20 protein-coding genes are annotated in these 24,702 nt (G+C 50.6%); all 20 read left to right on the top strand.

Annotated features, from left to right (window positions below):
• Positions 1-90: 90 nt before the first annotated feature.
• Positions 91-1,470: a class I SAM-dependent rRNA methyltransferase gene (locus MHB80_RS18915; protein ID WP_341278422.1), complete on the top strand. Its 1,380-nt coding sequence runs from the start codon at positions 91-93 to the stop codon at positions 1,468-1,470.
• 152 nt (positions 1,471-1,622) lie between these two features.
• Entirely contained in the window at positions 1,623-5,210 is a 3,588-nt protein-coding gene (gene addB / locus MHB80_RS18910) for a helicase-exonuclease AddAB subunit AddB (RefSeq protein ID WP_341278421.1), read from the top strand.
• Complete coding sequence (gene addA / locus MHB80_RS18905) at positions 5,185-9,177, top strand: helicase-exonuclease AddAB subunit AddA (RefSeq protein ID WP_341278420.1); 3,993 nt, start codon at positions 5,185-5,187, stop codon at positions 9,175-9,177. Before addB ends, addA begins: the two co-directional genes overlap by 26 nt.
• 86 nt (positions 9,178-9,263) lie before the next feature.
• The gene (locus MHB80_RS18900; protein WP_341278419.1) at positions 9,264-9,881 is read left to right on the top strand and encodes a hypothetical protein; all 618 of its coding nucleotides are present in this window, start codon (positions 9,264-9,266) and stop codon (positions 9,879-9,881) included.
• A 132-nt stretch (positions 9,882-10,013) separates the two neighbouring features.
• Entirely contained in the window at positions 10,014-10,358 is a 345-nt protein-coding gene (locus MHB80_RS18895) for a histidine triad nucleotide-binding protein (protein ID WP_341278418.1), read from the top strand.
• 43 nt (positions 10,359-10,401) lie between these two features.
• Complete coding sequence (locus tag MHB80_RS18890) at positions 10,402-11,331, top strand: polysaccharide deacetylase family protein (protein ID WP_341278417.1); 930 nt, start codon at positions 10,402-10,404, stop codon at positions 11,329-11,331.
• Positions 11,332-11,474: 143 nt separating this feature from the next.
• Positions 11,475-13,409 carry an FAD-dependent oxidoreductase gene (locus MHB80_RS18885; protein ID WP_341278416.1) on the top strand — a complete coding sequence of 645 codons (1,935 nt, stop codon included), beginning with the start codon at positions 11,475-11,477 and terminating at the stop codon, positions 13,407-13,409.
• A gap of 100 nt (positions 13,410-13,509) precedes the next feature.
• Positions 13,510-13,683: a 30S ribosomal protein S21 gene (gene rpsU / locus MHB80_RS18880; protein WP_046230300.1), complete on the top strand. Its 174-nt coding sequence runs from the start codon at positions 13,510-13,512 to the stop codon at positions 13,681-13,683.
• A 15-nt stretch (positions 13,684-13,698) separates the two neighbouring features.
• Positions 13,699-14,142: a GatB/YqeY domain-containing protein gene (locus tag MHB80_RS18875; protein ID WP_046229920.1), complete on the top strand. Its 444-nt coding sequence runs from the start codon at positions 13,699-13,701 to the stop codon at positions 14,140-14,142.
• A gap of 314 nt (positions 14,143-14,456) precedes the next feature.
• Positions 14,457-15,845: a nodulation protein NfeD gene (locus tag MHB80_RS18870; protein ID WP_341278415.1), complete on the top strand. Its 1,389-nt coding sequence runs from the start codon at positions 14,457-14,459 to the stop codon at positions 15,843-15,845.
• A 47-nt stretch (positions 15,846-15,892) separates the two neighbouring features.
• Positions 15,893-16,885: a flotillin-like protein FloA gene (floA, locus tag MHB80_RS18865; protein WP_341278414.1), complete on the top strand. Its 993-nt coding sequence runs from the start codon at positions 15,893-15,895 to the stop codon at positions 16,883-16,885.
• A gap of 55 nt (positions 16,886-16,940) precedes the next feature.
• Positions 16,941-17,480, top strand: coding sequence for a hypothetical protein (locus MHB80_RS18860; protein ID WP_341278413.1), 540 nt, complete (start codon positions 16,941-16,943; stop codon positions 17,478-17,480).
• A gap of 173 nt (positions 17,481-17,653) precedes the next feature.
• The gene (gene yqfC, locus MHB80_RS18855) at positions 17,654-17,932 is read left to right on the top strand and encodes a sporulation protein YqfC (RefSeq protein WP_341278412.1); all 279 of its coding nucleotides are present in this window, start codon (positions 17,654-17,656) and stop codon (positions 17,930-17,932) included.
• Positions 17,933-17,944: 12 nt separating this feature from the next.
• A complete protein-coding gene (yqfD, locus tag MHB80_RS18850) occupies positions 17,945-19,138 on the top strand; it encodes a sporulation protein YqfD (protein ID WP_341278411.1) in 1,194 nt (397 codons plus the stop codon).
• 6 nt (positions 19,139-19,144) lie between these two features.
• On the top strand, positions 19,145-20,116 hold the full coding sequence (locus MHB80_RS18845; RefSeq protein WP_338551966.1) for a PhoH family protein: 972 nt from the start codon (positions 19,145-19,147) through the stop codon (positions 20,114-20,116).
• A gap of 17 nt (positions 20,117-20,133) precedes the next feature.
• On the top strand, positions 20,134-22,392 hold the full coding sequence (locus MHB80_RS18840; protein ID WP_341278410.1) for an HDIG domain-containing metalloprotein: 2,259 nt from the start codon (positions 20,134-20,136) through the stop codon (positions 22,390-22,392).
• Positions 22,389-22,886 (top strand): rRNA maturation RNase YbeY, encoded by a 498-nt coding sequence (gene ybeY, locus MHB80_RS18835; protein WP_341278409.1) that lies wholly within the window; start codon positions 22,389-22,391, stop codon positions 22,884-22,886. The genes MHB80_RS18840 and ybeY overlap by 4 nt, the downstream gene beginning before the upstream one ends.
• Positions 22,886-23,257, top strand: a complete 372-nt coding sequence (locus MHB80_RS18830) for a diacylglycerol kinase family protein (protein ID WP_341278408.1) — start codon at positions 22,886-22,888, stop codon at positions 23,255-23,257. Before ybeY ends, MHB80_RS18830 begins: the two co-directional genes overlap by 1 nt.
• 21 nt (positions 23,258-23,278) lie before the next feature.
• Entirely contained in the window at positions 23,279-23,725 is a 447-nt protein-coding gene (gene cdd, locus MHB80_RS18825) for a cytidine deaminase (RefSeq protein ID WP_341278407.1), read from the top strand.
• On the top strand, positions 23,725-24,648 hold the full coding sequence (gene era / locus MHB80_RS18820; protein ID WP_341278406.1) for a GTPase Era: 924 nt from the start codon (positions 23,725-23,727) through the stop codon (positions 24,646-24,648). The genes cdd and era overlap by 1 nt, the downstream gene beginning before the upstream one ends.
• Positions 24,649-24,702 lie beyond the last annotated feature (54 nt).

Here is a 24,702-nt window from a genome sequence, read left to right as displayed (position 1 = left end):
TTTTCTAAAAACGAGTGACAGATGTACCCATACATATATGCAGCAAACAAGACAAGCATGACAAGCATGAGAGAGGTTGGTTTTGCCATAATGACGAGAGCAAGGATAGCGCTGCAGCGCGGGCGCAAAAAACGGTTGGAGCAGGGCCACCCATGGGTATATGCAAGCGAGATTGATAAAATGGAAGGCACCGCGGAGCCGGGCGGCTTGGTTGACGTAGTCAGTCACCAAGGACGTTATCTGGCAACGGGCTATTGGAATCCTAAATCGCAAATTACGGTGCGTATTATTTCGTATAAACCGCTGGAGGCGATGGATGCTGCGTTTTTCCACGAGCGTTTCCAGCAGGCGAAGGAGCACCGCAGCCGTTTTGTGCCGGATCAGGATTGCAGGCTCGTATACGGAGAAGCTGATTTTTTGCCAGGCCTGACCGTTGACCGCTTTAATGATGTGCTAGTCATCCAATTGCTTACACTCGGCATGGACATTCACCGCGATGCGATCATTGAAGCGCTTATCCAGGTGTTTGAGCCTCGCGGCATCTATGAGCGCAGCGATGTCGGCGTTAGACAGCTGGAGGGCTTAGAGAAGCGTACAGGCGTGCTGTACGGGGAATGCCCGGCGATTTTGGAAATCGAAGAAAATGGGCTTAAGCTTGAGGTTGATATTGTGGAGGGCCAGAAGACAGGCTATTTCTATGATCAGCGTGAAAATCGCGCCTCCATCGCTCCGCTGATGAAGGGCTGGGGCCTGCGCAGCGGCATTAAGCTAATGCCGAAGCCTGCCGAGGACAGCAGCGCGAGTGCAGAGACAACAGGGGAACTCGTTCCAGTCAATGCAAATGGCAAAGAGGTCACCTTCCCCTACTGGGACGGTGCTACGGTGCTGGAATGCTTTGCGCATACGGGCAGCTTTACGTTGCACGCTTGTAAATACGGGGCGAAGAAAGTGACCTGCTTGGACATTTCCGAGCATGCCATTGATACGGCGCGCCGCAATGTGGAACGCAACGGTTTTACCGATCGCGTACAATTTGTTGTAACCGATGCTTTTGATTACTTGAGACTGCAAACGAAGGGGCTGGAGGAGCGTCTGGAGCGCAGCCGTGCAGGCACGGATACGTCTAAGCCGATCAGCGGCGGAGGCCAAACCTGGGACGTTGTCATTTTGGACCCTCCGGCGTTCGCCAAAACAAAAAATGCGGTAGCAGGTGCTGTCCGCGGCTATAAAGATATTAACTTGCATGGCATGAAGCTGGTGAATGAAGGCGGCTATCTGGTAACGGCGAGCTGCTCCTACCATATGCGTCCTGATTTGTTTCTGGAGACGATCCAGGAGGCCGCAGCTGATGCAGGCAAGCTGCTTAGGCTTGTGGAATGGCGGGCGGCAGGCAAGGATCATCCGCAGCTGCTTGGCGTAACAGAAGGGCATTACTTGAAATTTGCCATCTTTGAGGTGCGCAGCAAATAACGGAAACCTCTTGAACGGCGAGTATGCTTTTTGCTCGTTCAAGAGGTTTTTTTGCCAAATATTTAAGAACGTATGTTTGAAGAGCTCGTGAAAAGTGGCTGCGGGTATGGTAGTATGGTTGATAATAGAACCGTAACGGAAGGTAGGGCTGCATGATGCCGCTTCAATTAGTGCTGGGCCGCTCGGGAGCGGGAAAAACGACATATTGCCTGGATGCGATTCGCGGCAGGCTGAGCGCAGACCCGGACGGGGCTCCGCTTATTTTGCTTGTGCCTGAACAGGCGACCTTTCAGTCCGAGTATACGCTGCTTCGAGGCAGCGGCTTGCAGGGAATGATTCGGGCGCAGGTGCTGAGCCTGCGCAGGCTTGCTCTTCGCGTCATGCAGGAAACCGGAGGAACAGCGCTTATTCCAATTGGCGACGAGGGCAAGAATATGCTGCTCTACAAAATCGTACAGCGGCTGGGCAATCAGCTGGAGCTATTCGAGCATGGAGCGGGAAAGCCGGGCTTCATTGAGCGACTTGGGGAGCTGTTGACCGAATGGAAGCGTTATGGCATTAATTCGGCGATGATTGCAGAGCGCAGGGAAGAGGCAGCTTCTGCCCTGCAGGACTCAGCCTTGCTGAAGCGCAAGCTGCATGACCTGCAGCTTGTATACGAGAAGCTGGAGACCGAGCTCGCTGGGCAATATTTGGATTCGGAGGATTATTTGGCTCATCTGTCAACAGGGCTGTCCGAATTTTCAACGATTCGAGACACGGAAATTTGGATAGACGGGTTTAATGGCTTTACGCCAAAAGAATATGTCGCGCTTAGCTCGCTTATTAGCACGGCGAAGAAAGTGACGATTACACTTAAGCTGAATCGAACCTATGCGGATGGAGAGCGGCCAGGAGAGCTGGATTTGTTTCATCCTACAGCGGATGCTTATGTATTGCTGAGGGAGCTGGCGGAGGGCTTAGGCGTTGAAATGCTGGAGCCTATTATGCTCGGCATGCATGGGCGTACAGTAAACGATGGCGGTGAAGCGGCGGGCAGGTTCAGCAGCAGCCCTATGCTGGCTCATTTGGAGCGCCACTACGGGGGCCGGACGCAAATGGCGCTTTCTAATCCGGCTATGCTGGATGCAGCCAGTCCATTATGCGGCTTGTCGCTGCATGCGGCAGCAAACCGGCGAACCGAGGTGGAGCTGCTGGCGCGCGATATGCTGCGCCGGGTAAGGGAAGATAGAACGAACTGGCGCGATATGACGGTTATGGTGCGGAATACGGGAGATTATAGCGACTATATCGAAGCTGTTTTTCAAGAATACAATATCCCCTATTTCCTTGATCAGAGGCACACGACCGTTCATCATCCGCTGGTCGAGTTCATCCGCTCCGCGCTGGAGACGGTGCTGCATAATTGGAGCTATGAAGCGGTGTTCCGCTGCATTAAGACGGAGCTGCTGTTTCCGCTTGACGGAAGCATTCCCCGTGATCAATTTGATTGGCTGGAAAACTTCGTTTTGGCGGCGGGCATTGATGGCTGGAAGTGGCTGGATGAAAAAAGATGGCGTCCATTCATTGTCGAGTCGCTTGAGGAAGAACAGGATGCTGCGGTCAATGCGCCATCCATGCGTGCGAAGGCGGAGTTCGAAGCAGTCATGGCGGCGCGCGGCGTAATCGTCCCGCCATTGCAGCAGTTTGGCAAAGAGCTGGAGAAGGCTTCAAATGTCACTATGATGTGTGAAGCTTTATACCGCTTGCTTGAGCATACGGGGGCGGCGGATCGGCTGGAGCGCTGGAGCCGCGAGGACAGCGAGGCTGGGCGTGTGCAGCGCTCACGCGGTCATCGCCAGCTGTGGGATGGGGTCATGAATTTGCTTGACCAATTGGTCGAGCTCGTCGGAAATGAACCGCTGCCTCCCGATATATTCGTTGGCATGCTTGAGACAGGACTGGAAAGCCTGAAATTAGGAGCCATTCCGCCTGCTCTCGATCAGGTGCTGGTAGGCAGCATGGACCGGACGCGTTCCGGACAGGTACAGATCTGTTATGTGTTGGGAGCCAATGATGGCGTCATGCCGATGCGTTTTCAGGAGGATGGCGTACTGACGGACCAGGAGCGGGAGCGGCTGGCTGAGGAAGGCTTGGTCATGGCACCTGGCGTCAAGCGAAGGCTGCTCGATGAGCGCTTTCTGATTTATAGTGCGCTCACAACGCCGAGCCAACATTTGTGGATGAGCTGGTCAGAGGCAGATGAAGAAGGGAAAAGCCTGCTCCCATCCGAAATTATCAGGCAGGTAAGACAGCTGTTTCATGGGCTGCCGATACAGCAAGTGCAGGCGGAGCCTACGCCGGCTATGTCTGTAAAGGAGCAAAGGGAATATATCCAGCATCCAGAGCGAGCCTTGTCTTACTTAATAACGGAGCTGCGCTCTTGGAAGCAGGGGAGCGAGATTGCTCCTTTTTGGTGGGAGCTTTACAATTGGTTCGCAGTACGTCCAGAATGGCAGGCGAAGCTTGCGTTGCTTACGAAATCGCTTGGATATGTGAATCAGGAGGAGCTGTTGACCGCTGATACGGCACAGCAGCTTTATGGCGTTCGCTTGAGGGCGAGTGTCTCGAGAATGGAGCGCTTCGTGTCCTGCCCTTTTCAGCATTTTGCCATTCATGGGCTGAAGCTGCGCGAGCGTAAAATGAACCGGCTGGAAGCGCCGGATGTGGGACAACTATTTCACGCCGCGCTCAGCCGATTGGCCGGAGAAGAAGGGCTTGGCCACGCTTTCGGCTCGGCTTCCGAGCGTGAAATCCGCGCGGCGGCGGTTCATACGGTGGACGAGCTAGCACCAAGGCTGCAATCGCAAATATTGCTGAGCAGCGGCCGCTATCGCTATATTGCCCGCAAGCTTAAGGAAATTGTAGCGCAGGCGGCCATTATGCTCAGTGAGCATGCCCGCCGGGCGGCGTTCCAGCCAGTCGGTCTGGAGGTTGATTTTGGGCCTGGAGGAACGCTGCCGCCGCTTATCATTCCCTTGCAGGATGGACAGTCCATGGAAATAATCGGGCGGATCGACCGGGTTGATGCTGCGGATACGGAGCAGGGCCTGCTGCTGCGCGTGCTGGATTACAAGTCTAGCGTGACCCAGCTGCGTCTTGAGGAAGTGGCCTTTGGACTTTCCCTGCAAATGCTGACGTATTTGGACGTATTGGTGACGCATTCTTCCGGCTGGCTTGGAAAGCAGGCATCGCCCGCGGGGGTGCTTTATTTTCACGTGCATAATCCTCTGCTTGCGCTGTCGAATCAAATGCCGGAAGCGAAAATCAAGGCAGAGCTGCGCAAGCGCTTCAAGCTGAGAGGGCTCGTTACGGCGGAAGCAGAGGCGGTGCGCCTCATGGATAATCAGCTGGAAACGGGCCACTCCGAACTATTGCCTGTAGCGCTTAAGAAGGATGGAGCTTTCTATAGCAGCTCTTCCGTCGTGACGGACAAGCAGTGGGACATTTTGCGGGATTCCGTCAGGAGGACGATTAGCGGAATTGGCTCGGAAATCAGCTGTGGCAAGGTATCGATTGAGCCTTACAAGCTTGGGACAAAAATACCATGCCAATATTGTGATTATAAAGCGGTTTGCCAGTTCGATCCGCTGTTTGACGGCAATGAATATGTGCGGCTTCGCAAGCCTTCAACGGAAGAGCTATGGCAGCGGCTGGAGAAAGGAGAAAGCATCGATGATGGAAATGATAAAGGCCATTAAGCCAGAAGGCAGCACCTGGACCGATGAGCAGTGGAGCGCCATTGTAACGGAAGGATCCAACATCCTTGTAGCTGCTGCTGCTGGCTCTGGCAAAACGGCTGTGCTGGTGGAGCGCATCATTCGCAAAATTTCATCCTCGACCGATGTGGACCGCTTGCTCGTTGCGACTTTTACGAAAGCGGCAGCTGCGGAAATGAAGGAGCGGATTCGCCTTGCGCTGGAGAAGGAGCTGGACCGCCAGCCTGAATCTGAGCATTTGCGGCGCCAGCTTGCGCTGATGAACAGATCGTCGATCACGACACTTCATTCTTTTTGTCTCGATGTTATTCGCCGTTATTATCCGCTGATTGGGCTTGATCCCGGCTTTCGCATCGCCAATGAGACAGAGAGCGAGCTGCTGCGGATGGAGGTGCTGGATCAGCTTTTTGAGGAAAAATATGACGAGGCTGATGCCGATTCTGGCGCCGGTGGCGCTTTTCTGGCGCTTGCGGACCGGCTGGGCGGAGAACGCGGCGATGAGCCGCTGTACAAGCTTGTACAGGATTTGTATGCTTTCGCACAAAGTCATCCGTGGCCCAAAGAATGGCTGCGTGAAACGGCTCAAAGCTTTAATGTGCAAAATGCAGCCGAGCTTCAGCACAGCAAATGGGTTGCCAGCTTGCGGGCCGATGTGGAGCTGGCGCTTGCCGGAGCGGAGGCGCTGCTGCGGAAGGGGCTTGATTTAACGCGCGAGCCTGCTGGGCCAGCGCCTTATGCTGCCAATTTCGAGAACGATCTGGCACTTGTCCTTATGCTCAAGACTGCCGTACAGGAAAGCCCTTGGGAGCAATGGTTTGAGCCGTTCCATACGGTGGGGTTTGGAAAATTAAAGGCGATGCGCGGCGACGAATATGACAAATCGCTGCAGGAGCAGGCGAAAGATTTGCGGGACGGTGCCAAAAAGCTGCTCGCCACATTAGCCGATGAGCTGTTCGGGCGTACGCCGGAACAGTTTTTGGAGGAGCTGCAGGAGCTGGCTCCATTAATGGCGGCGCTGAGCGAGCTCATTATTGATTTTGGCAAAAGGTATGAAGCAGCGAAACGGGAGAAGGGGCTGCTGGATTTTGGCGATCTGGAGCATTATTGCCTGCGCATATTGCGCACGGAAGACTCGTCCGTAGAGCAGACACTGCCTTCGAATGCGGCGCTGGAATACCAGAACCAATTCGATGAAATTTTGCTTGATGAATATCAGGACATGAATATGGTGCAGGAAGCGATTGTAACGCTAATATCAAGACCGGGAGCGGGGAACCGTTTTATGGTTGGCGATGTGAAGCAAAGCATTTACCGCTTCCGGCTTGCGGAGCCAAATCTATTTATGCATAAATACAAAAGCTACGCAGTACAGATTGCCCTACACGACATGGACGAAGCGGATAAAGAAGCTGCCACTCATGCATCTTCAATAGCTCAAGCTGCTTCTTCCGATGAACAATCAGCAGGCTTGCGCATTGATCTGGCGCGCAACTTCCGCAGCCGTCAAGAGGTAGTTGACGGCGTGAATGATGTATTTCGCGGCATTATGCGGGAATCCGTAGCCGAAATGGATTATGATCAGCGCGCAGAGCTTGTGTGCGGCGCTTCTTATCCAGCAGCAGAGGAAACGGGCGCATACGAAGTAGAGCTGATTGTCATCGATAAGGCCGGCTCTGTCATCGCGGACGATAAAGTGCAGCCAGAGGATGAGGATGAGGAGCAAGACGCTGCTGAGTCGGCGGAGGATTTGCAGACAGCGCAGCTGGAAGGCCGGCTGATTGCGCGTAAAATCCAATCGCTTATGGACAGCGGCTACCGCGTTTATGATGGCAAAAATAAACGGAGCCGTCCGTTGGAATGGCGTGATATCGTTATTTTGCTGCGCGCGACATCGCAGTGGGCACCTATTATCATCGAGGAGCTGCAGGCTGATGGGGTACCCGCTTATGCCGAGCTGAGCAGCGGCTATTTTGATGCCATTGAAGTGCAGACGATATTGTCCCTGCTTCGTGTCATTGACAATCCGTATCAGGATATCCCGCTCGCAGGTACGCTGCGATCTCCTATTTTCGGCTTGGACGCCGAGGAACTGGCGCTCATAAGGATAGAAAAGTCCGGCGTCAGCTATTTTGAAGCGCTGCTAGCTGCCGAAGGCAGCCTAACGCTTCCAGAGGCGCTGCGCCAGAAGCTGACCCATTTTCTCGCGCAGCTTGAGCGCTGGCGCAGTGAGGCCAGACAGGGCGCTTTGGCTGACCTCATTTGGCGTATATACCGTGAAACCGCTTATTATGATTTTGCCGGCGGTCTTCCTGGCGGCACGCAGCGCCAAGCGAATTTACGCGCTTTGCATGACCGCGCTCGCGGTTACGAGGCAACCTCTTTCCGGGGCTTGTTCCGGTTTTTGCGTTTTGTAGAGCGAATGCGCGATAGCGGAGGGGATCTTGGAACGGCACGGGCGCTCGGCGAGCAGGAAAATGTCGTCCGTATTATGTCGATCCACAAGAGCAAAGGGCTGGAGTTTCCTGTCGTGTTCACGGCAGGTCTTGGCAAGTCATTTAACCAGCAGGATTTGCGGAGTGCTTTTCTGCGCCATAAGCAGCTCGGATTCGGACCGCGGTTTGTGGACCCACAGCAGCGTGTCAGCTATCCGACATTGCCATTTCTAGCGATTCGCCGCAGGCTGCGCATGGAAATGCTGGCCGAGGAAATGCGGATTTTATATGTGGCTCTCACCCGCCCAAAGGAAAAAATGTTTCTGGTCGGTACGGTTTCAGATGCAGCTAAGAAGCTGCCGGGCTGGCTGGCAGCTGTTGATGCAAGCGGCAGCATACCGGATTTTAAACTGGCATCGGCATCGACTTTTTTAGATTGGCTTGGACCGCTCGCTGCATCAAGCTTTGAGCAGCAGGATGCAGAGGAAATAGATCAGCTATCCGGCATGAGAAGGCTGGAATGGCGATCAGGCTTCGTTGCAGCGGCGGTATTCAGCAGTGAAGCAGCAGCAGCGCTCCAGCCAAATGAGGGCCTTGAGGAGAGGGAGCTGCGGCTGCAAGGCATTCTTTCGCTGGCGCAGCTTGAGCTGCAGCCAGAGGAGCAGGACAGCGAGCTGCGCGAGCGATTGGATTTTCATTATTCTCATCAAGCTGCAACTCTTTTGCCGGCCAAAACGTCTGTTACTGAGATTAAACGTCTTCATGGGGAAGCTCTTGCTGACCGCGAAGCCGCTCCTTTGTTTGACACTGGAGCCGCAGTGATGAAAGATGTTAATGCAAGCGGCAGTTACTCATCGTCGGAGCCGTTAGAACATCCGAAGCAGTCGGGTGTCGCAAGGGAGCATGGAGAAGCGAATAATAGCAATGACAGCCAGCCAGCGCCTATAGGCTCCTTCCGCTTGCGCCGTCCGCGGTTTATGGAGCAGATTTCACTTACAGCGGCGGAGAAAGGCTCTGTCAATCACCTTGTCATGCAGCATATACCGCTTAATGGCACAGTTGACGAGGACGTCGTTATTAAGACGGTCCACGGCATGGTAGAACGCAAGCTCTTGACACCGCGTCAGGCGGAGGTTATCGATGCCATGAACATTGCTGCTTTTTTCGCAAGCCCTCTCGGCTTGCGTCTGCTGGCAGCCGGTGAGGTCAAACGCGAGGTGCCATTCAGCTGCATGCTGTCTGCCTCGCGGGTGCACCCTTTCGTTGCTGACGATGCAAAGGACGAGCAGATTTTAATTCAAGGCGTGGTGGACTGTGTGTTCGAGGATCAGCATGGATTGGTGCTGGTCGATTATAAAACGGACCGGATCATTAATCAGCAATGGGAGCAGGCAGCAGAGCGCCATCGGTTTCAGCTAGAGCTTTATGCGGAAGCGATCGAAGCCGTTTTGCTGCGTAAAGTAGCGCAGTGCCACGTATTCTTTTTTGATGGCGGGCAGTCGGTGCGACTTCGTTGAAGCTGGAGCAGCACCTTTATGGCGAAGAGTAAGCAATAGCTGTAATTATATACAGTAAGGCGATTTAATTTTAGGGGGAAGAAAGCGTGTCAGTAGAGCAACAACCGCCGAAGAAAAAACCGATTGCATTGGCAATCACTATCGTGCTGCTGGTGTGCAGCCTTAATGGAAATATGTTTTTATATTCGCAATATTTGTCCAACATTCAAGAGAAGAAATATGAGACTGGACAGCGTGTCGCTTCCGATGCCATCGGCGCCGCAGCATTTTATAATGCGGTATTGCCTGAGCTTGAGAAGCTGGGGAAATCAGCGGAGCTTTTGGAACGCAATGAGGCCAAATTCAGTGCTGGCGCGGCTTTCCGTCACGTTGATCATGTGATGGGTTATCTGAAAGAAGCGCATCAATATAAGGGCACGGAGTTTGCTAGCGGCAAGCTGGAAGCTTATTTTAACGCGGTGCAGCAGTCGCTGGCCAAAGTCGGCGGCCATGAGGGTGCCCTAACGGCAGCCGAGCAGGCATACCTAACGAAGCTTCAGCAGGCATTCAGCAAGCAGCTGGAAGCTGTAATGGCTTTTAATACAGATGCATTGGAAAGCAGAAGCTTATCCATTCAAATCGGCAATGGCTACAACAATTGGCTGGAAATTGCGGATAAGCTGGAGCAGGCGATAGACGAACACACAGATGCCCGGTTGCACTAGCAGCTGCGAGCCGTCAAAAACCTATGCCGATCCATCTTTTAACCTATAGGAAGACTGATGGGATTGGACGAGCTTTGCTCATTCCGTTATGATGGAATAAGGTTGTATAACATAATTTAGGGGGAGTTTTGAATGGATTGCATTTTTTGTAAAATTGTCGAAGGTACATTGCCGTCAACTAAAGTGTATGAGTCGGATACAGTCATTGCTTTTAAAGATATTAAGCCGGAAGCTTCCGTACATATTTTAATCATTCCTAAAAAGCATATTGCCACAATGAATGATGTGACCGCAGACGACGATGCTGTAATGGCTGAGCTGTTCACAGCAGCACGTCAAATTGCGATCGAGCAGGGCATTGCCGAATCTGGCTACCGTTTAATTAACAATGTGAATAGCGATGGCGGTCAATTGGTGTATCATTTGCATTTCCATTTGCTCGGAGGCGAGAAGCTGGGCCCGCTAAATGCGTTATAAGGCAAAGCTGAACATGCAATAAAGGTTTTTGAAAGGAGTTTGTATGTCCCGTTCCAAAAAAAATATCGCTGCCGGTCTATTGTCAATCGTCCTTCTAATCGCTGTCTATGCTACAGCAGTAGCCCATCCAGGGACGGTTGTTACGAAAAAAATCTGCACCTCTTGGGAATTAGCCAAAAATAGAGCGTTTATTATGACGCACAAACAAGCAAATCAACCGCAGCTGGATTCAAAAGCGTTGACGCTGGCGGACAATGCTGATCGGGTACCTGTATTGATGTACCACTACATTGCTCCAAAAGCTGACATTAGCGAGCCGGACAACAATTCCATGATTAGTTTGGAATCGTTTGAGCAGGGGATGGAATATTTGCACACGAATGGCTACAAGACAGCGACGATGGAGCAGCTTGAGAAATATATTAATGGCGAAGGTGCTTTGCCGGATAAGTCGGTCGTTATTACGTTCGATGATGGGTATCAAAACAATATTATTTATGCTTATCCTATTTTGAAAAAATATGGCTTTCACGCGACGATGTTTGTTGTTGGAATACATATTCAACAAAAGACGGCAGCATTCGATTCGAAAAAAACAAGCTTTCTTTCCACTGAGGAAATGAAAGCGTCGAGCGACGTATTTGAATATCACAGCCACACCTATGATTTGCACAAAAAAGGGACAGCGGTTTGCGGCATTGCCTATTCTTCGCTTGCAGACGCCAGCCTGATTACGAATGATATTCACCAAATAAAAGAGCTTGGCATTGACTCGCCTTATTTTGCTTACCCGTACGGCGAGGCGAACACACAGATTATTTATCATTTGCGTGAAAATGGTTATCGGATGGCGTTCTCCGTACGCAGTGGTTTTGCTGTGCCGGGAACCGATCCAATGCTGGTTCCGAGGTTGACCGTTACTTCTTCTACGGATATGCATACGCTGCTTCATCCGGAAGCTATTGTGCATTGATGCAGTTTAGGCGCAGCATTCGCATGATACGCTGGCTCCTAATGAGAAGCGGGAGCCTGCCCTTTTTCGGCCAATGAAGTCTATTAATCTAGTAATGAAAGCTTTGCTGCTTGGCGGCATTCATAATTCGGAGGTTATTTTAGTTGTTGAAGAAGAAATATAAAATGTTGACGATCGTTGCTCTCGCTTTTTTGATGCTGGTCGGTTGCTATTATTTATATAAATTTAAAGCAGCTTCTATCGATCGTTTGTCCATTGACCGTGTTCAAGCTCCCTTTACGAAGGTCGAATCGGTTGAGGCCGTAAAGTCGAGCTATGATTTAATTGTTGTCGGTACCGATCCGGAAGGAATAATGGCTGCTGTGTCTGGAGCTAGAAATGGGCTGAGCGTGCTGCTGCTTGAAGGCAGAGACCGCGATATTTTGGGCGGTTTAATGACGCTGGGCGGGCTGAATACGCTCGATTTGAATTATTCCCCAAATCAGCCGTGGTATTATCGCTATTTGCACAAATCGAAGTTTTTGAATGAAGGGTTATTTCAGGAGTGGTTTGATCAGGTAGAAGGCAGCTCGGTTGATACACATACGGCGGCCAACGTCTTTTACAAAATGATTAAACAGGAGCAAAACATTGATTTGCTCATGCATGTGCAGAAGATGGAGCCGATTTTGCAGCAGTCCGGCGAGAATATGCAGCTAACGGGGCTGTCGATTATTAAACCGGATGGCAGGGCCGAGAAGGTTGCGGCAAAAGTAGTCATTGATGCTTCGCAGGATGCTGATATCGCTGCCGCCTCTGGCGTTCCTTACTCTATTGGACGCCAAGATATTGGCGAAGGCAAGGCGAAGATGGCAGCAACGCTCGTGTTTAGAATGGACAATGTGACGAACGAGGCTTGGCGGAATTTCAAAGGGCTGGAAGGCTTAGGCTTAGACAGCACGAGCATATGGGGATTTGGCGATGCCAGAAAATATCCGCCAAGCGATCCCGAGAAGGTGAAAATTCGCAGTCTTAATATAGGCAGGGAAAACAATGAAACGATGTTGTTTAACACGATGCAGATTTATGGAGTTGACCCGCTAGATCCGAAATCCGTGGCTCGCGGCATGGAAGTCGGCAAAAAAGAGTCGCCGCTCATCGTCGACTATTTAAAAAAGACATACCCACAGTTCGCCAATATGAACTACGCGGGTACTGCATCAGAGCTGTATATAAGAGAATCACGGCATATATATGGCGAGTACAGGCTGACGCTGGCCGATGTGCTGGAAAATCGGGATAAATGGGATGCAATCGCTTATGGCTCTTACGATATTGATATTCAAAGCATCAACTACAGCGATGTGGGAACAATTATGCTAAGCCCGATGCAATATGGCGTTCCGTTCCGCAGCTTGGTTCCACTTAAAGTCGATGGGCTGCTCGTAGTAGGACGCTCAGCCAGCTTTGACACCATTCCTCATGGCAGTGCAAGGGTCATTCCGCTAGGCATGGCGACGGCAGAAGCTGCAGGAGCGGCGGCGAGCCTTGCCATTAGCAACGACATCACGGTCAGAGAGCTGTCCCAATCGACGGAGCTCATCAGCAAGCTGCGCAAGAAGCTCGTTAAGCAGGGCATGGACTTGACCTATGAAAAGTTCGAACAGCCTGCTTACATGAAACACAAGGACTATAAGGGCCTTGTGGCAGCAGCCAGCATGTATATGACGTCTGGAAGCTATTCGAATGAGGCATGGGACCTTGATGGCTCGATGAGCATTGGGCGCTATTTGAACAAGCTTAGAACGCTCAAAAAAGCGCATCCTGACCAGTTCCCCGGTTTTCCTGACGGTGCGGTCAAGGATATGAAGGATTTATTGACTGGACCATTGACATTGGAGCAGTCGGCCTATATGCTGGCACTGACGGCTGGACTCGATACGACGAGAGAAACGGCGCTTAAGGATCTCATTTCCCGCGGCTGGATCAGCGAGGAAATCATTGGTCAAATGCTCAATGTAAAAGAGCTGACGAATGGGGATACTTACATGATGTTCTACGATATTTTGAAAAATGGCTTTGGCATTGTTTACGAGTGAAATTAGTGAGTTGACACTGTATTTTGTTTTGACTTATAATGGAGTTTGATAAACCGTGTTTAATGCTCTGGACGGTCTGTTTCGGAGGGAGGGAAAACTTGTGTCTGAAACTAAGGTTAAGAAAAATGAAACCATTGACTCTGCACTTCGCCGCTTTAAACGTTCTATCGCTAAAGATGGCGTGTTGGCTGAGGTTAAGAAACGCAAACATTATGAAAAGCCGAGTGTAAAGCGTAAGAAGAAGTCCGAGGCTGCTCGTAAGAGAAAGTTTTAGGAGGCTCTTAGTATAATGAACCTGAGCGAAAGATTGAACGACGATATGAAGCAGGCCATGAGGAATCAGGACAAGTTCCGGCTTACAACCATTCGTATGATGCGTGCGTCAGCTAAAAACTTGGAAATTGATTTGAAGCGTCCTCTGGACGACAGTGAAATGCTTGATATCCTAAGTCGTGAGATCAAACAACGTAAAGATTCCCTCCAAGAATTTAGCAAAGCCGGCCGTGAGGACCTGGTAACAGGTCTTAACGCAGAAATTGAAATTATTAGTCAATACCTTCCCACGCAGCTGACCGAAGAAGAGATAAAAGCGATAGTAACGCAGACCATCCATGAACTCGGTGCTTCTTCCAAAGCCGAGATGGGGAAAGTCATGGGCGCCTTGTTGCCTAAAACAAAAGGGCGCGCTGACGGTAAACTAGTAAATCAGCTCGTACAACAATTTCTGCAATAACGATATGTTCGGACGAAAACATCCCTTCCGAGGGGTGTTTTTTGCTTTTTAAAATATAAGAATTTATAAGTTTCACACTTATAAATTCTTATATTTCACCCTTGAAACGGTAGCTTGGCGCCAGAGGACGGCGACAGCCGTTTACACTTGATTCAGTTATTCATAGGTGGATGCGTATAAAAAAAGGACTCTGTTTTCTTATCAAATAGGTCAGTTGGCGTAAGTTGGTGTAAGCTATTTAAGCTTATTTTGCAACGTTTCAGGGTAATCCTTCGTAATAACGAATATAATGGCTATAGAGGAGGGGTGGAAGGTTGAATATAAAAAAATGGCGCCAAACCGCTTTCTGGGCGAGATTAGCTGTTTTTTCATCATTGGTTGTCGCCTTAGGCAGCGGCCTGCTGGTCGGTATGCAGCCTGTAAAGGCACAGCAGCTTGCCGCGGATGAAGCTGGTGGAGCGGTCTACATTGTTCCAGTCAAACAGACGATTGAGAGCGGGCTTAAATCATTTTTGGAGCGCGCTTACAAAGAAGCGGCCGAAGCAAAGGCGGAACGTGTAGTTCTCGTTATTAACACGTTCGGCGGAGAAGTAACCAGCGCAGAGGAGATCGGGGAGGTCATCCGCAAAAGCGCAATTCCTACAACTGCCTATATTGAAGGCAAAGCGGTGTCGGCAGGTACTTACATTGCGCTCAATGCGCAAAATATTGTAATGGAGCCGGGAAGTACAATTGGCGCAGCAGCTGTCGTTGATGGCGGAGGCCAATTGATTGATAACCCGAAAATCGTCTCCTATTGGACGAAGACGATGATGGAGGCTGCAAAGCTGAATGGCCGGGATGCGAATATAGCAGCTGCTATGGTTGATACGACAGTGGCGGTTAGCTTGCCGAAAGCAGGCATAGAGAAGCCGGCAGGGGAAATATTATCCCTATCCGCCGACGAGGCGCTGGCTAGCGGCTACGCGGAGCATATCGCAGCCTCTGTAGGGGAAGCTATTACATGGCTGAAGCTTGATCATAAGCAGCTCATTTCGTTTGAGCCGTCGCTGGCTGAGAAAGTATCACGCTGGCTCGTTAATCCGTATGTGATGACCGTGCTGCTCATCCTTGGTATTGCGGGCATCGTAGTTGAGCTTCTGATGCCAGGCTTTGGTGTGCCGGGCATTCTGGGAATAATTTCTTTCAGCTTGTATTTCTTCGGTCATTATGTTGCCGGATTTGCAGGCATGGAATCGATTGTTCTCTTCGTTATAGGCTTGGCTTTGCTCATTATCGAGGTATTCGTTCCAAGCTTCGGCATTTTGGGACTGTTAGGCGGCGCAGCACTCGTTGCTGGTGTAGTTACCGCAGCATCCGATCCGATGACGGCGTTTATCTCGCTCGTCACAGCGCTCGTTGTGGCTGTTCTTGTGATGTATTATATTTTCAGAAAATATAGACATAGAGGCATTTGGAATAAATTCATTCTTCGCGATAAGCTGACGAAGGAAGAAGGTTATGTATCCGCAGATGAGAAAGACAGCCTATTGGGACTTGAGGGGATTACGCTTACTCCGCTAAGACCTTCCGGAACGGTACAAATCGGCGATGAGCGGATTGATGTCGTAACGTCAGGTGAGTTTATTTCAACTGGGGCAAGCGTTGTCGTCGTCAAAGCGGAAGGTACTTGGGTAGTTGTGAAAGAGACAATGAAAGCATAACATAAGCGCGAATCAGCGCTTAACTAAAGCAATGGAGGTATTTATAAATGGGTCTGGATCCGATAGTTTCTATATTGATTATTGCGGTTATTGTTATTATTGCACTGTCTGTCTTCCTGAGCTTTTTTCCAATTATGCTCTGGATTTCCGCACTTGCGTCGGGTGTTCGTATCGGTATTATTACACTTGTTGCCATGCGCTTGCGCCGAGTTGTCCCGAGCCGGATTGTTAATCCACTCATTAAAGCTACGAAAGCCGGCCTTGGGCTGAATATTAATCAGCTGGAAAGCCATTTTCTCGCTGGCGGTAACGTTGACCGCGTTGTCAATGCATTGATTGCGGCACAGCGTGCCAATATCCCGCTCGTGTTCGAGCGTGCGGCTGCCATTGATCTTGCTGGCCGTGATGTGCTTCAAGCGGTGCAAATGAGCGTTAATCCACGCGTCATTGAGACACCAACGGTTGCAGCAGTAGCGAAGGACGGTATTGAGGTTAAAGTTAAAGCGCGTGTTACTGTACGTGCCAACATTGAGCGACTTGTCGGTGGTGCCGGTGAAGAGACCATTATCGCCCGGGTCGGCGAAGGTATCGTTACGACGGTTGGTTCGGCAAATTCCCATAAAGACGTTCTTGAAAATCCAGACATGATTTCCCGTACAGTTCTCGGCAAAGGGCTTGATGCCGGTACAGCTTTCGAAATCTTGTCCATTGATATCGCGGACGTAGACGTAGGCAAAAACATTGGTGCCCATCTCCAAACGGAGCAAGCTGAGGCCGACAAACGGATTGCCCAAGCGAAAGCAGAGGAACGCCGTGCAATGGCAGTAGCGCAGGAGCAGGAGATGAAGGCGCGCGTTATTGAAATGCGGGCGAAAGTTGTGGAATCCGAATCGCAAGTGCCAGTTGCTATGGCTGAAGCGCTCAAAAACGGAAAAATCGGCGTCATGGATTATTTGAACCTGAAAAACCTGGAGTCGGATACACAAATGCGTAATTCCATTGGCAAGAGCGACGCCCCAACCGAAAAAAATGACAATTAATAATGGAGAATAAAGTGCGGGCGTAGCTGCTTACCCTGGAGGTGAATCTGAACCAGTGGAACATGTATTTGAGTTTATTACAAAAAATATTTATTTCGTCGTTATTGTCGGCGGCTTTCTCCTGTCGATCTTCAATCGGGTCAGTGCAAAAAAACGGAACAATCCGCGGATGCCGGACTTTAACGGTCAAAGCGCTTCTGATACTGCCTATCCGCAGCAAGGAACAGCTGTGCAGCAGCAGTCTGGCCGTTATGATCAGGAAGAGGCTTACCAGGAATGGGATGACGACGCTGATTATGAGGAACGGTCAATTTCCTATCGCCAAGCGGAGGAGGAGGCTGAGCGTGAGAAGCAACACCACCTGTCAGAGCTCGCCAGAGCGCTTGAGCGCACGCAGCAGCAGCAAGCAGCTGTAACAGCGTCACAGCAGCGTGAAGCTGCCTCAAGGCGCAGCAATCGGGCTAGCAGCGAGGCTGAGGTTGTTCCTGACACGCGTTTAGCGCCTTTGAGCGCTGATGAGCTTCGCAAGGCGGTTATCTGGTCAGAAATATTGGGCCCGCCGAAATCGAAGCGGCCTTATGGCAAGGTCAGATAATATTAGCTTTACTTTTAAATAGCGCAGCTTTCAGAAATCCATTACGGATGACTGAAGGCTGCGCTATTTTTCATAAAACCAGCACCCCGCGCATAGCTTGATATAGTACGATAATGGGCCTTGTGTCATATTTAACGTCTGGCGAGCGTGATAAGGGGGACGATCCTTTACCTATGAACCGTTTAAAACGCAAACTTCGCAAAATGACAGCGGATATTCTGGATTTGCCCCAGGATGTCGTCTATGATCTTCCCCGGCTGACGATGATCGGCGATCGCCAGTTATATATTGAGAACCATCGCGGTGTCATACATTTTTCCAGCGAGCAGCTTAGGCTTGCGCTCAGCAAGGGCGAGCTTGAGGTGACGGGAAACTCGCTCGTTATTCGAACGATTTGGACAGAAGAGGTTTTTATTGAAGGTCAAATTACAGGCATAGCCTTGCGGGAGTAGGAGGGGAGCGGCTTGAAGCTGAAATGGTCGGACTGGGTACTCGGCGTCGTTACGGTTAATATCAGGGGCGGACAACCTGAGCGGCTTGTGAATCGTGCATTGGAAGGGGGGCTGCAGCTTGCGTCCATCGGTTGGACGGGCGATGGCAAGCTGCAGTTTGATGTGTCTGTGAGCGATTATTTTCGCTTAAAGCCTTTTTTAAAGGAGACAGGCTGTAGGGCGCATGTCGTAAAGCGGCAAGGGATGCCGTTTTGGTTGGTAAGGCTGGAAAAACGTAAATTTTTCATCGCAGGCATTGCGTTATTTTTCATTGGCATCTACTTGCTTTCCTCGCTTATATGGTCGGTTGAGGTTAAGGGCAACTTGAAATTAACGGAAGAGGAAATTATAGAGGCGGCAAGGCAGGAGGGGATTTTTCCGCTCCAATGGTCGTTCCGTTTGGAGGATACGGATATTATATCCAAGAGGCTCGTCAACAAGCTGCCGAAAGCAACGTGGATTGGGGTGGAGAAGAAAGGAACGAGAATCATCATTCAAGTGGCGGAAACGACAGAACCGGATCATCGGGAATTGGAAAATCCCCGCCACCTCATTGCGTCAGCCGATGCGGTCATTACGGAAATTTATACGGAACGCGGTCGTGCTGTCGTAAAGAAAAATGCGAAGGTCAAAAAAGGGCAAACGTTGATTTCGGGCACGCTGGGCGGCGGCGCTTATACGCAAACGGTTGTGGCAAAGGGCTCGGTACGTGGGCTAGTCTGGTATGAGTTTAATATTGCTTCACCGATGTCGCAGCAGGTAAAAGTATATACGGGGGAAAAAAAGCAGAAGTGGTACGTCGTCATTGGCGGCAGAGCGCTGCAGGTGAGCGGCTACGGCAAAAATCCGTACGAGCAGTCGGAGACAATCGTGGAGGAGGATAAAGCGAACTTTAAAAGCATAAGCCTGCCCTTCGGTCGGATGAAGCAGACGGTAATGGAAGTACATACGGAAGAGCTGAAACTATCAGCGGATGAAGCGCGCGAGGGTGGAATTTTGCAGGCGAAAGCGAATGTTATGACGAAAGCGGGCAGCGATGCGGTCATCCGGGATGAAATTGTTTTGCATGAAAAGACGGAGAATGGTAAAGTTTATATGAAAGTTCTTTTTGAAGTAGAGCAATCGATTGTGAAAGAGATGCCCCTAGTCCAGATGCAAGGAGATTGAGGTTGTTTGCAAAATGAAACAATAGTCGTCAGAATTCCGCTGGAAAACGCGGGAGAAGGATTAGCGGTATTTGGTCCACAGGACAAGTTCCTAAGACTGGTAGAGGCGCAGTGCGAGTCCTCAATCACATCTCGTGAGGCAGAAATCGTCATTTCTGGTGCTGTGCAGGAGGTACGCTCGCTTGAGCAGTTGTTCAGCGTCATGCTGCAGCTTGTAAGAGGCGGCTACATGCCTTCAGAGCGGGACATGATGTATGCGCTTGATTTGGCCCGTACGATGCAGGCAGAAGAGCTTCTTGATTTATTCAAGGCTGAAATTACAACTACGTTTCGCGGCAAGCCCATCCGGGTGAAGACAATCGGCCAGCGCCATTATGTAAAGACCATTCACAAGCATGATGTCGTATTCGGTATTGGCCCAGCCGGCACAGGAAAAACCTACTTGGCTGTCGTGCTCGCTGTAGCCGCCTTAAAGCAGGGCTTGGTGAAGCGAATCATACTGACAAGGCCAGCTGTCGAGGCAGGCGAAAATCTCGGCTTTCTGCCTGGCGATTTACAGGAGAAGGTCGATCCTTACTTGCGTCCGCTTTATGATGCCCTGCATGATGTGCTGGGACCTGAGCAGACGGTAAAGGCTTTTGAACGCGGCACCATTGAGGTTGCCCCGCTTGCTTACATGCGTGGACGAACCCTTGATGATTCCTTTATTATTTTGGATGAAGCCCAGAACACGACGCCGGAGCAAATGAAGATGTTTTTGACACGGCTAGGCTTTGGCTCCAAGATGGTTATTACCGGCGACGTGACACAGATTGATTTGCCAAGAGGGAAAAACTCAGGTTTAATAGAGGCACAGCGGATTTTGCAAAATATAGACGAACTTGGCTTTATCTTTTTTTCCGAGCAGGATGTTGTCCGTCACTCCTTAGTGCAGAAAATCATTGTCGCCTACAATCAGGACGCTGAGAACAAAGCATAGAGAGGAATGTCCGCTCCATGAACCAGAACCAGAATCATTCCGGTAAACAGGGGAACCTGCAGAGCACCAAGGCTGCGGGGTGGAAACAGAGCGTAGCTGTCCGCTTCGTGCTCATGTTATTATTTGTGTTGCTGTTTTATTTCAGTCTCGCTCCGCATCTCGTTCCCGAAACCTATGATATTCAAGAGGGCGTTGCCAGCGAGAAGGATATCGTCGCTCCCCATCAAATACCGGATAGCAAGGCGACGCTGCAGGCGCAGGAGGAAGCGGCTAACCGCGTAGATGCGATCTATTCGAACGTTGCGCTGCGCAGCGAGCTGCTGCTGGGCGAGATATTTTCGCGCATGGAGCAGTTGAACCAGGACGATCAGGTAACGACGCAAAATAAAATCGATATATACCGCAATGAAATTCCTGGTCGGTATCCCGATTTTGTCGATAATTACGTCAAGGTGAACAAAGGCAATGGCACTTATAGCGATACGCTGCTCGATGAGATGGCGGTCGTTATTAAAGAGCAGGAATATGCGATTCCAGAGGAAACGTTTTATAAAATGCCACGGATGTCGGTAGAGTCAATCACGGAAATGCGCCAGGTTGCGCAGGAGATCGTGCGCAAGCTAATGAGCGAGCAGCTCCGCAGCGCCGATGCTGCGCGTACCCGTGTGGCGGAGCTGGTGAACGCAAGCTCCCTCTCCGACCGGACTAGCCGTGAAATCGTGCAGGAGCTGGCACGTTTCTCGATTATGCCGAACCGCTTTCTGGATAAGGAAGCAACGGATGAAGCGAAAATCCAAGCGAAGAAGAACACGCCTCAGGTTGTCATCAAGGAAGGCGATGTTCTCGTCAAGCGGGGCCAAGTCATTACGCCGGAAATGTATGAGCTGCTGAAGGATTCGGCGCTGCTGCAGGATAAACGCAATTATTGGCCGCAGCTCGGCTTGCTTATTTTGTCCATTTTGTTCATCGCGGCAATGTACAGCTATTTACATCAGTCGGGCGGCATTTCCGGCTTGAAGCCGAAATATAATAATGCGCAAATTTTAATGCTGTGGCTCATTTATTTGATCAACATCGTTGTGATGATCATTATTTCATTGATCCAGACGGATGAGATCCCGTATGTCGGCTTCCTCGCTCCTGCGGCGCTGGGGACGATGCTGATTACGCTGCTGCTGGATATGCATTTGGCGTTGATTAGCTCGATTCTGTTTGCGATTATCGGCAGCATTGTGCTGAATTCGGGCACGGGGCAAAATCAAATTTTCGATTTCCAATACGGCTTTGTTATTATCGTCGTATCTGTCGCGGCTATCTTCTCGATTCATCGAGCGAGCCAGCGGTCGACGATTTTAAAGGCGGGCATTATGGTCAGCCTGTTCGGCACGTTTTCCGTTCTTACGCTTATGCTGCTGACGGAGCGGCTGGATCAAGGGCCACTTGTGTATTCGCTTTGCTTTGCCTTTGCGAGCGGCTTGCTTACAGCTGTGCTTGTTATTGGCCTTATGCCGTTTTTTGAAGTGACATTTGGCATTTTATCGGCGCTCAAGCTAGTCGAGCTGTCTAACCCGAACCATCCGCTGCTGCGCAAGCTGCTCACGGAGACGCCGGGAACGTATCATCACAGCGTCATGGTTGGCAATTTGTCGGAGGCTGCGGCTGAGTCCATCGGGGCGGACGGGCTGCTCTGCCGTGTAGGCTCGTTCTACCATGACATAGGGAAGACGAAGCGGCCGAATTATTTTATTGAAAATCAGACGAATATGGAAAATCCGCATGATTCGATTGATCCAAAGCTTAGCCGGTCGATCATTTGCGCCCATGCGCGGGACGGCGTCGATATGCTCAAGGCGCATAATATACCTAAGCCTATTCGTGATATTGCCGAGCAGCATCATGGCACGACGTCGCTGAAATTCTTTTATTACAAGGCGCTTAAGCAGGCTGAGGAGCAGGGGGAGGAGCCTTCATTTACGGAGGATGACTTCCGCTATCCTGGCCCGAAAGCGCAGTCGAAGGAAGCCGCCGTTGTCGGCATCGCCGATTGCGTGGAAGCGGCTGTCCGCAGCCTGCGCAGCCCTACGGTTGAGCAGGTGGAAGCGATGATCAACAAAATCATCAAAAGCAGGTTGGATGACAACCAATACAACGAATGCGATTTGACGCTCAAGGAGCTGGATAAGATCGCACAGTCGCTCAAGGAAAGCGTCATCGGGATTTTTCATTCCCGCATTGAGTACCCTGAGGATGTTAAGTCAAAGGAGCGTTTAGCATGAGTTTGCAGCTGGATTATAGCAATGAGCAGAATAAGGTAGACATTCCCGAGGCTTGGATCGCCCGCTTGGAGCAGCTGCTTGAGCTGGCTGGCGAAGCGGAAGGGATGACAACGGGCGAAGTGACGCTGACTTTTACCGATAATGAGCAAATTCATCAGTTGAATCGCGACTACCGCAATATAGATCGTCCTACTGATGTTCTGTCGTTTGCAATGCAGGATGACGGCACGGATGAGCTGGATATCATTTTTGAAGTGGAAAGCGAAGATGAGCTTGATCCTATATCGGGTATGCTGGGCGATATCGTCATTTCCGTTGAGAAAGCGGTTGAGCAAAGCGAGGAGTATGGCCACTCGCTGGAGCGGGAAATCGGCTTCCTGTTCGTTCATGGCTTTCTGCATTTAATCGGTTATGATCACGAGACGGAAAGCGATGAGGCCGTGATGACGAGCAAGCAGGAAGCTGTGCTTTCGAAGGCAGGCTTGTCGCGTTAATGAAGAAATTCATACGCAGTTTAGGATTTGCGTGGGCGGGCATAGCATTTGGCGTGCAAAATGAGCGCCATATGCGCATTCATGTGCTGGTCGCTGCTGCCGTCACTCTGCTCGGTGCTTTTCTATCGCTTTCAGGTATGGAATGGGCACTGCTGCTGCTCACGATGGCACTCGTAATCGTAGCAGAAATGATTAATACTGCAGTGGAAAAGGTTGTAGATCTTGCAAGCCCGGAGCGCCATGCGCTCGCTAAGACGGCAAAAGATGTTGCTGCTGGCGCTGTACTGCTGGCAGCATGCTTTGCCGTCTTCATTGGTTTTATTATTCTTGGCCCGCCATTATGGCAGGTAATAACGGCGGGAAGCCAGTAATTTTAAGGGAGCTAATAATAAATGACAGTTACTTATGAAGGTTTACAGGAGAATTATGCTGCGCTGCTTAATCAGGCAGGTGAGGCGATGACGCGGGCATACACCCCGTATTCCAAGTTTAATGTTGGAGCTGCTCTGCTGGATAACGACGGGCATGTCCACTTTGGCTGCAATGTTGAAAATGCCGCTTATGGTCCTGGCAACTGCGCGGAGCGCACAGCTATGTTTCGGGCCATCGCCGACGGCAAGCAGCCAGGTCAATTTCAGGCAATAGCGGTTATTGGAAATACGGAAGAACCTATTACGCCATGCGGAATTTGCCGCCAGGTGCTCGTTGAGCTGCTTTACCCGGATACGCCAGTCATTATGGGCAATCTGCGGGGCAACTGGTCGATTTCGACCGTCTCGGACTTGCTGCCTGGAGCATTTACACCAATGGTATTGAAAAAGGGGCAAGCTGAAGCCTAATGAGTACACCTACAACTGACAACCGTACAAACGGCAAATTTCGTTCCGGCTTTGTAGCCATCATCGGCCGACCTAATGTGGGCAAGTCTACGCTGATGAATCATCTGATCGGGCAAAAAATTGCCATTATGTCGGACAAGCCGCAAACGACACGCAACAAAATCCATGGCGTATACACGAAAGACAATACGCAAATCGTATTTCTAGACACGCCTGGCATTCACAAGCCGCAGTCCAAGCTTGGCGATTACATGATGAAAACCGCGCAAAGCGCGCTTCAGGAAGTCGAAGCTGCCCTGTTTCTTGTTGATGCAGCCGATGGCATTGGCGGCGGCGACCGTTTTATTATCGAGCAGTTGAAAAAGGTTAAGACGCCGATTTTTCTCGTGCTGAACAAAATCGACAAAATCGATCCAGAGCAGCTGCTGCCGATTATTACGAAATATAAAGATTTATATGATTTTGCGGAAATCATTCCAATTTCTGCGCTGCAGGGCAATAATGTGGAGACACTAATGAATCAGCTGATCCGCTATTTGCCAGAAGGGCCGCAATATTACCCTGCCGATCAAATTACGGATCATCCGGAGCAGTTCGTTGTAACGGAGCTGGTGCGCGAGAAGATTTTGCATATGACGCGTGAGGAGATTCCACATTCCATTGCGGTTGCGATTGAGGACATGAAGGTGCAGGAGAATGGCGTTGTCTACATTGGCTGTGTCATCTATGTCGAGCGCGACTCCCAGAAGGGCATTATTATCGGCAAGAAGGGTGCCTTGCTCAAGGAAGTTGGCAAGCTTGCGCGCCGCGATATTGAAGCGCTTCTTGGCTCCCGTACGTTCCTTGAGCTATGGGTTAAGGTCAAGAAGGATTGGCGCAACCAAGAGAGAGTGCTTAAAGATTTAGGCTTTAGAAACGACTAACGGGCCGCTTCTAATTTGACGGAAATTGCTAAGGATAACATTCATTCGATCAAC

The organism is Paenibacillus sp. FSL H8-0537 (assembly GCF_038051995.1).
Taxonomy (GTDB): Bacteria; Bacillota; Bacilli; order Paenibacillales; family Paenibacillaceae; genus Pristimantibacillus.
Note: the sequence above shows the minus strand (reverse complement) of the source record. Positions and strands in the feature narration are given on the sequence as shown.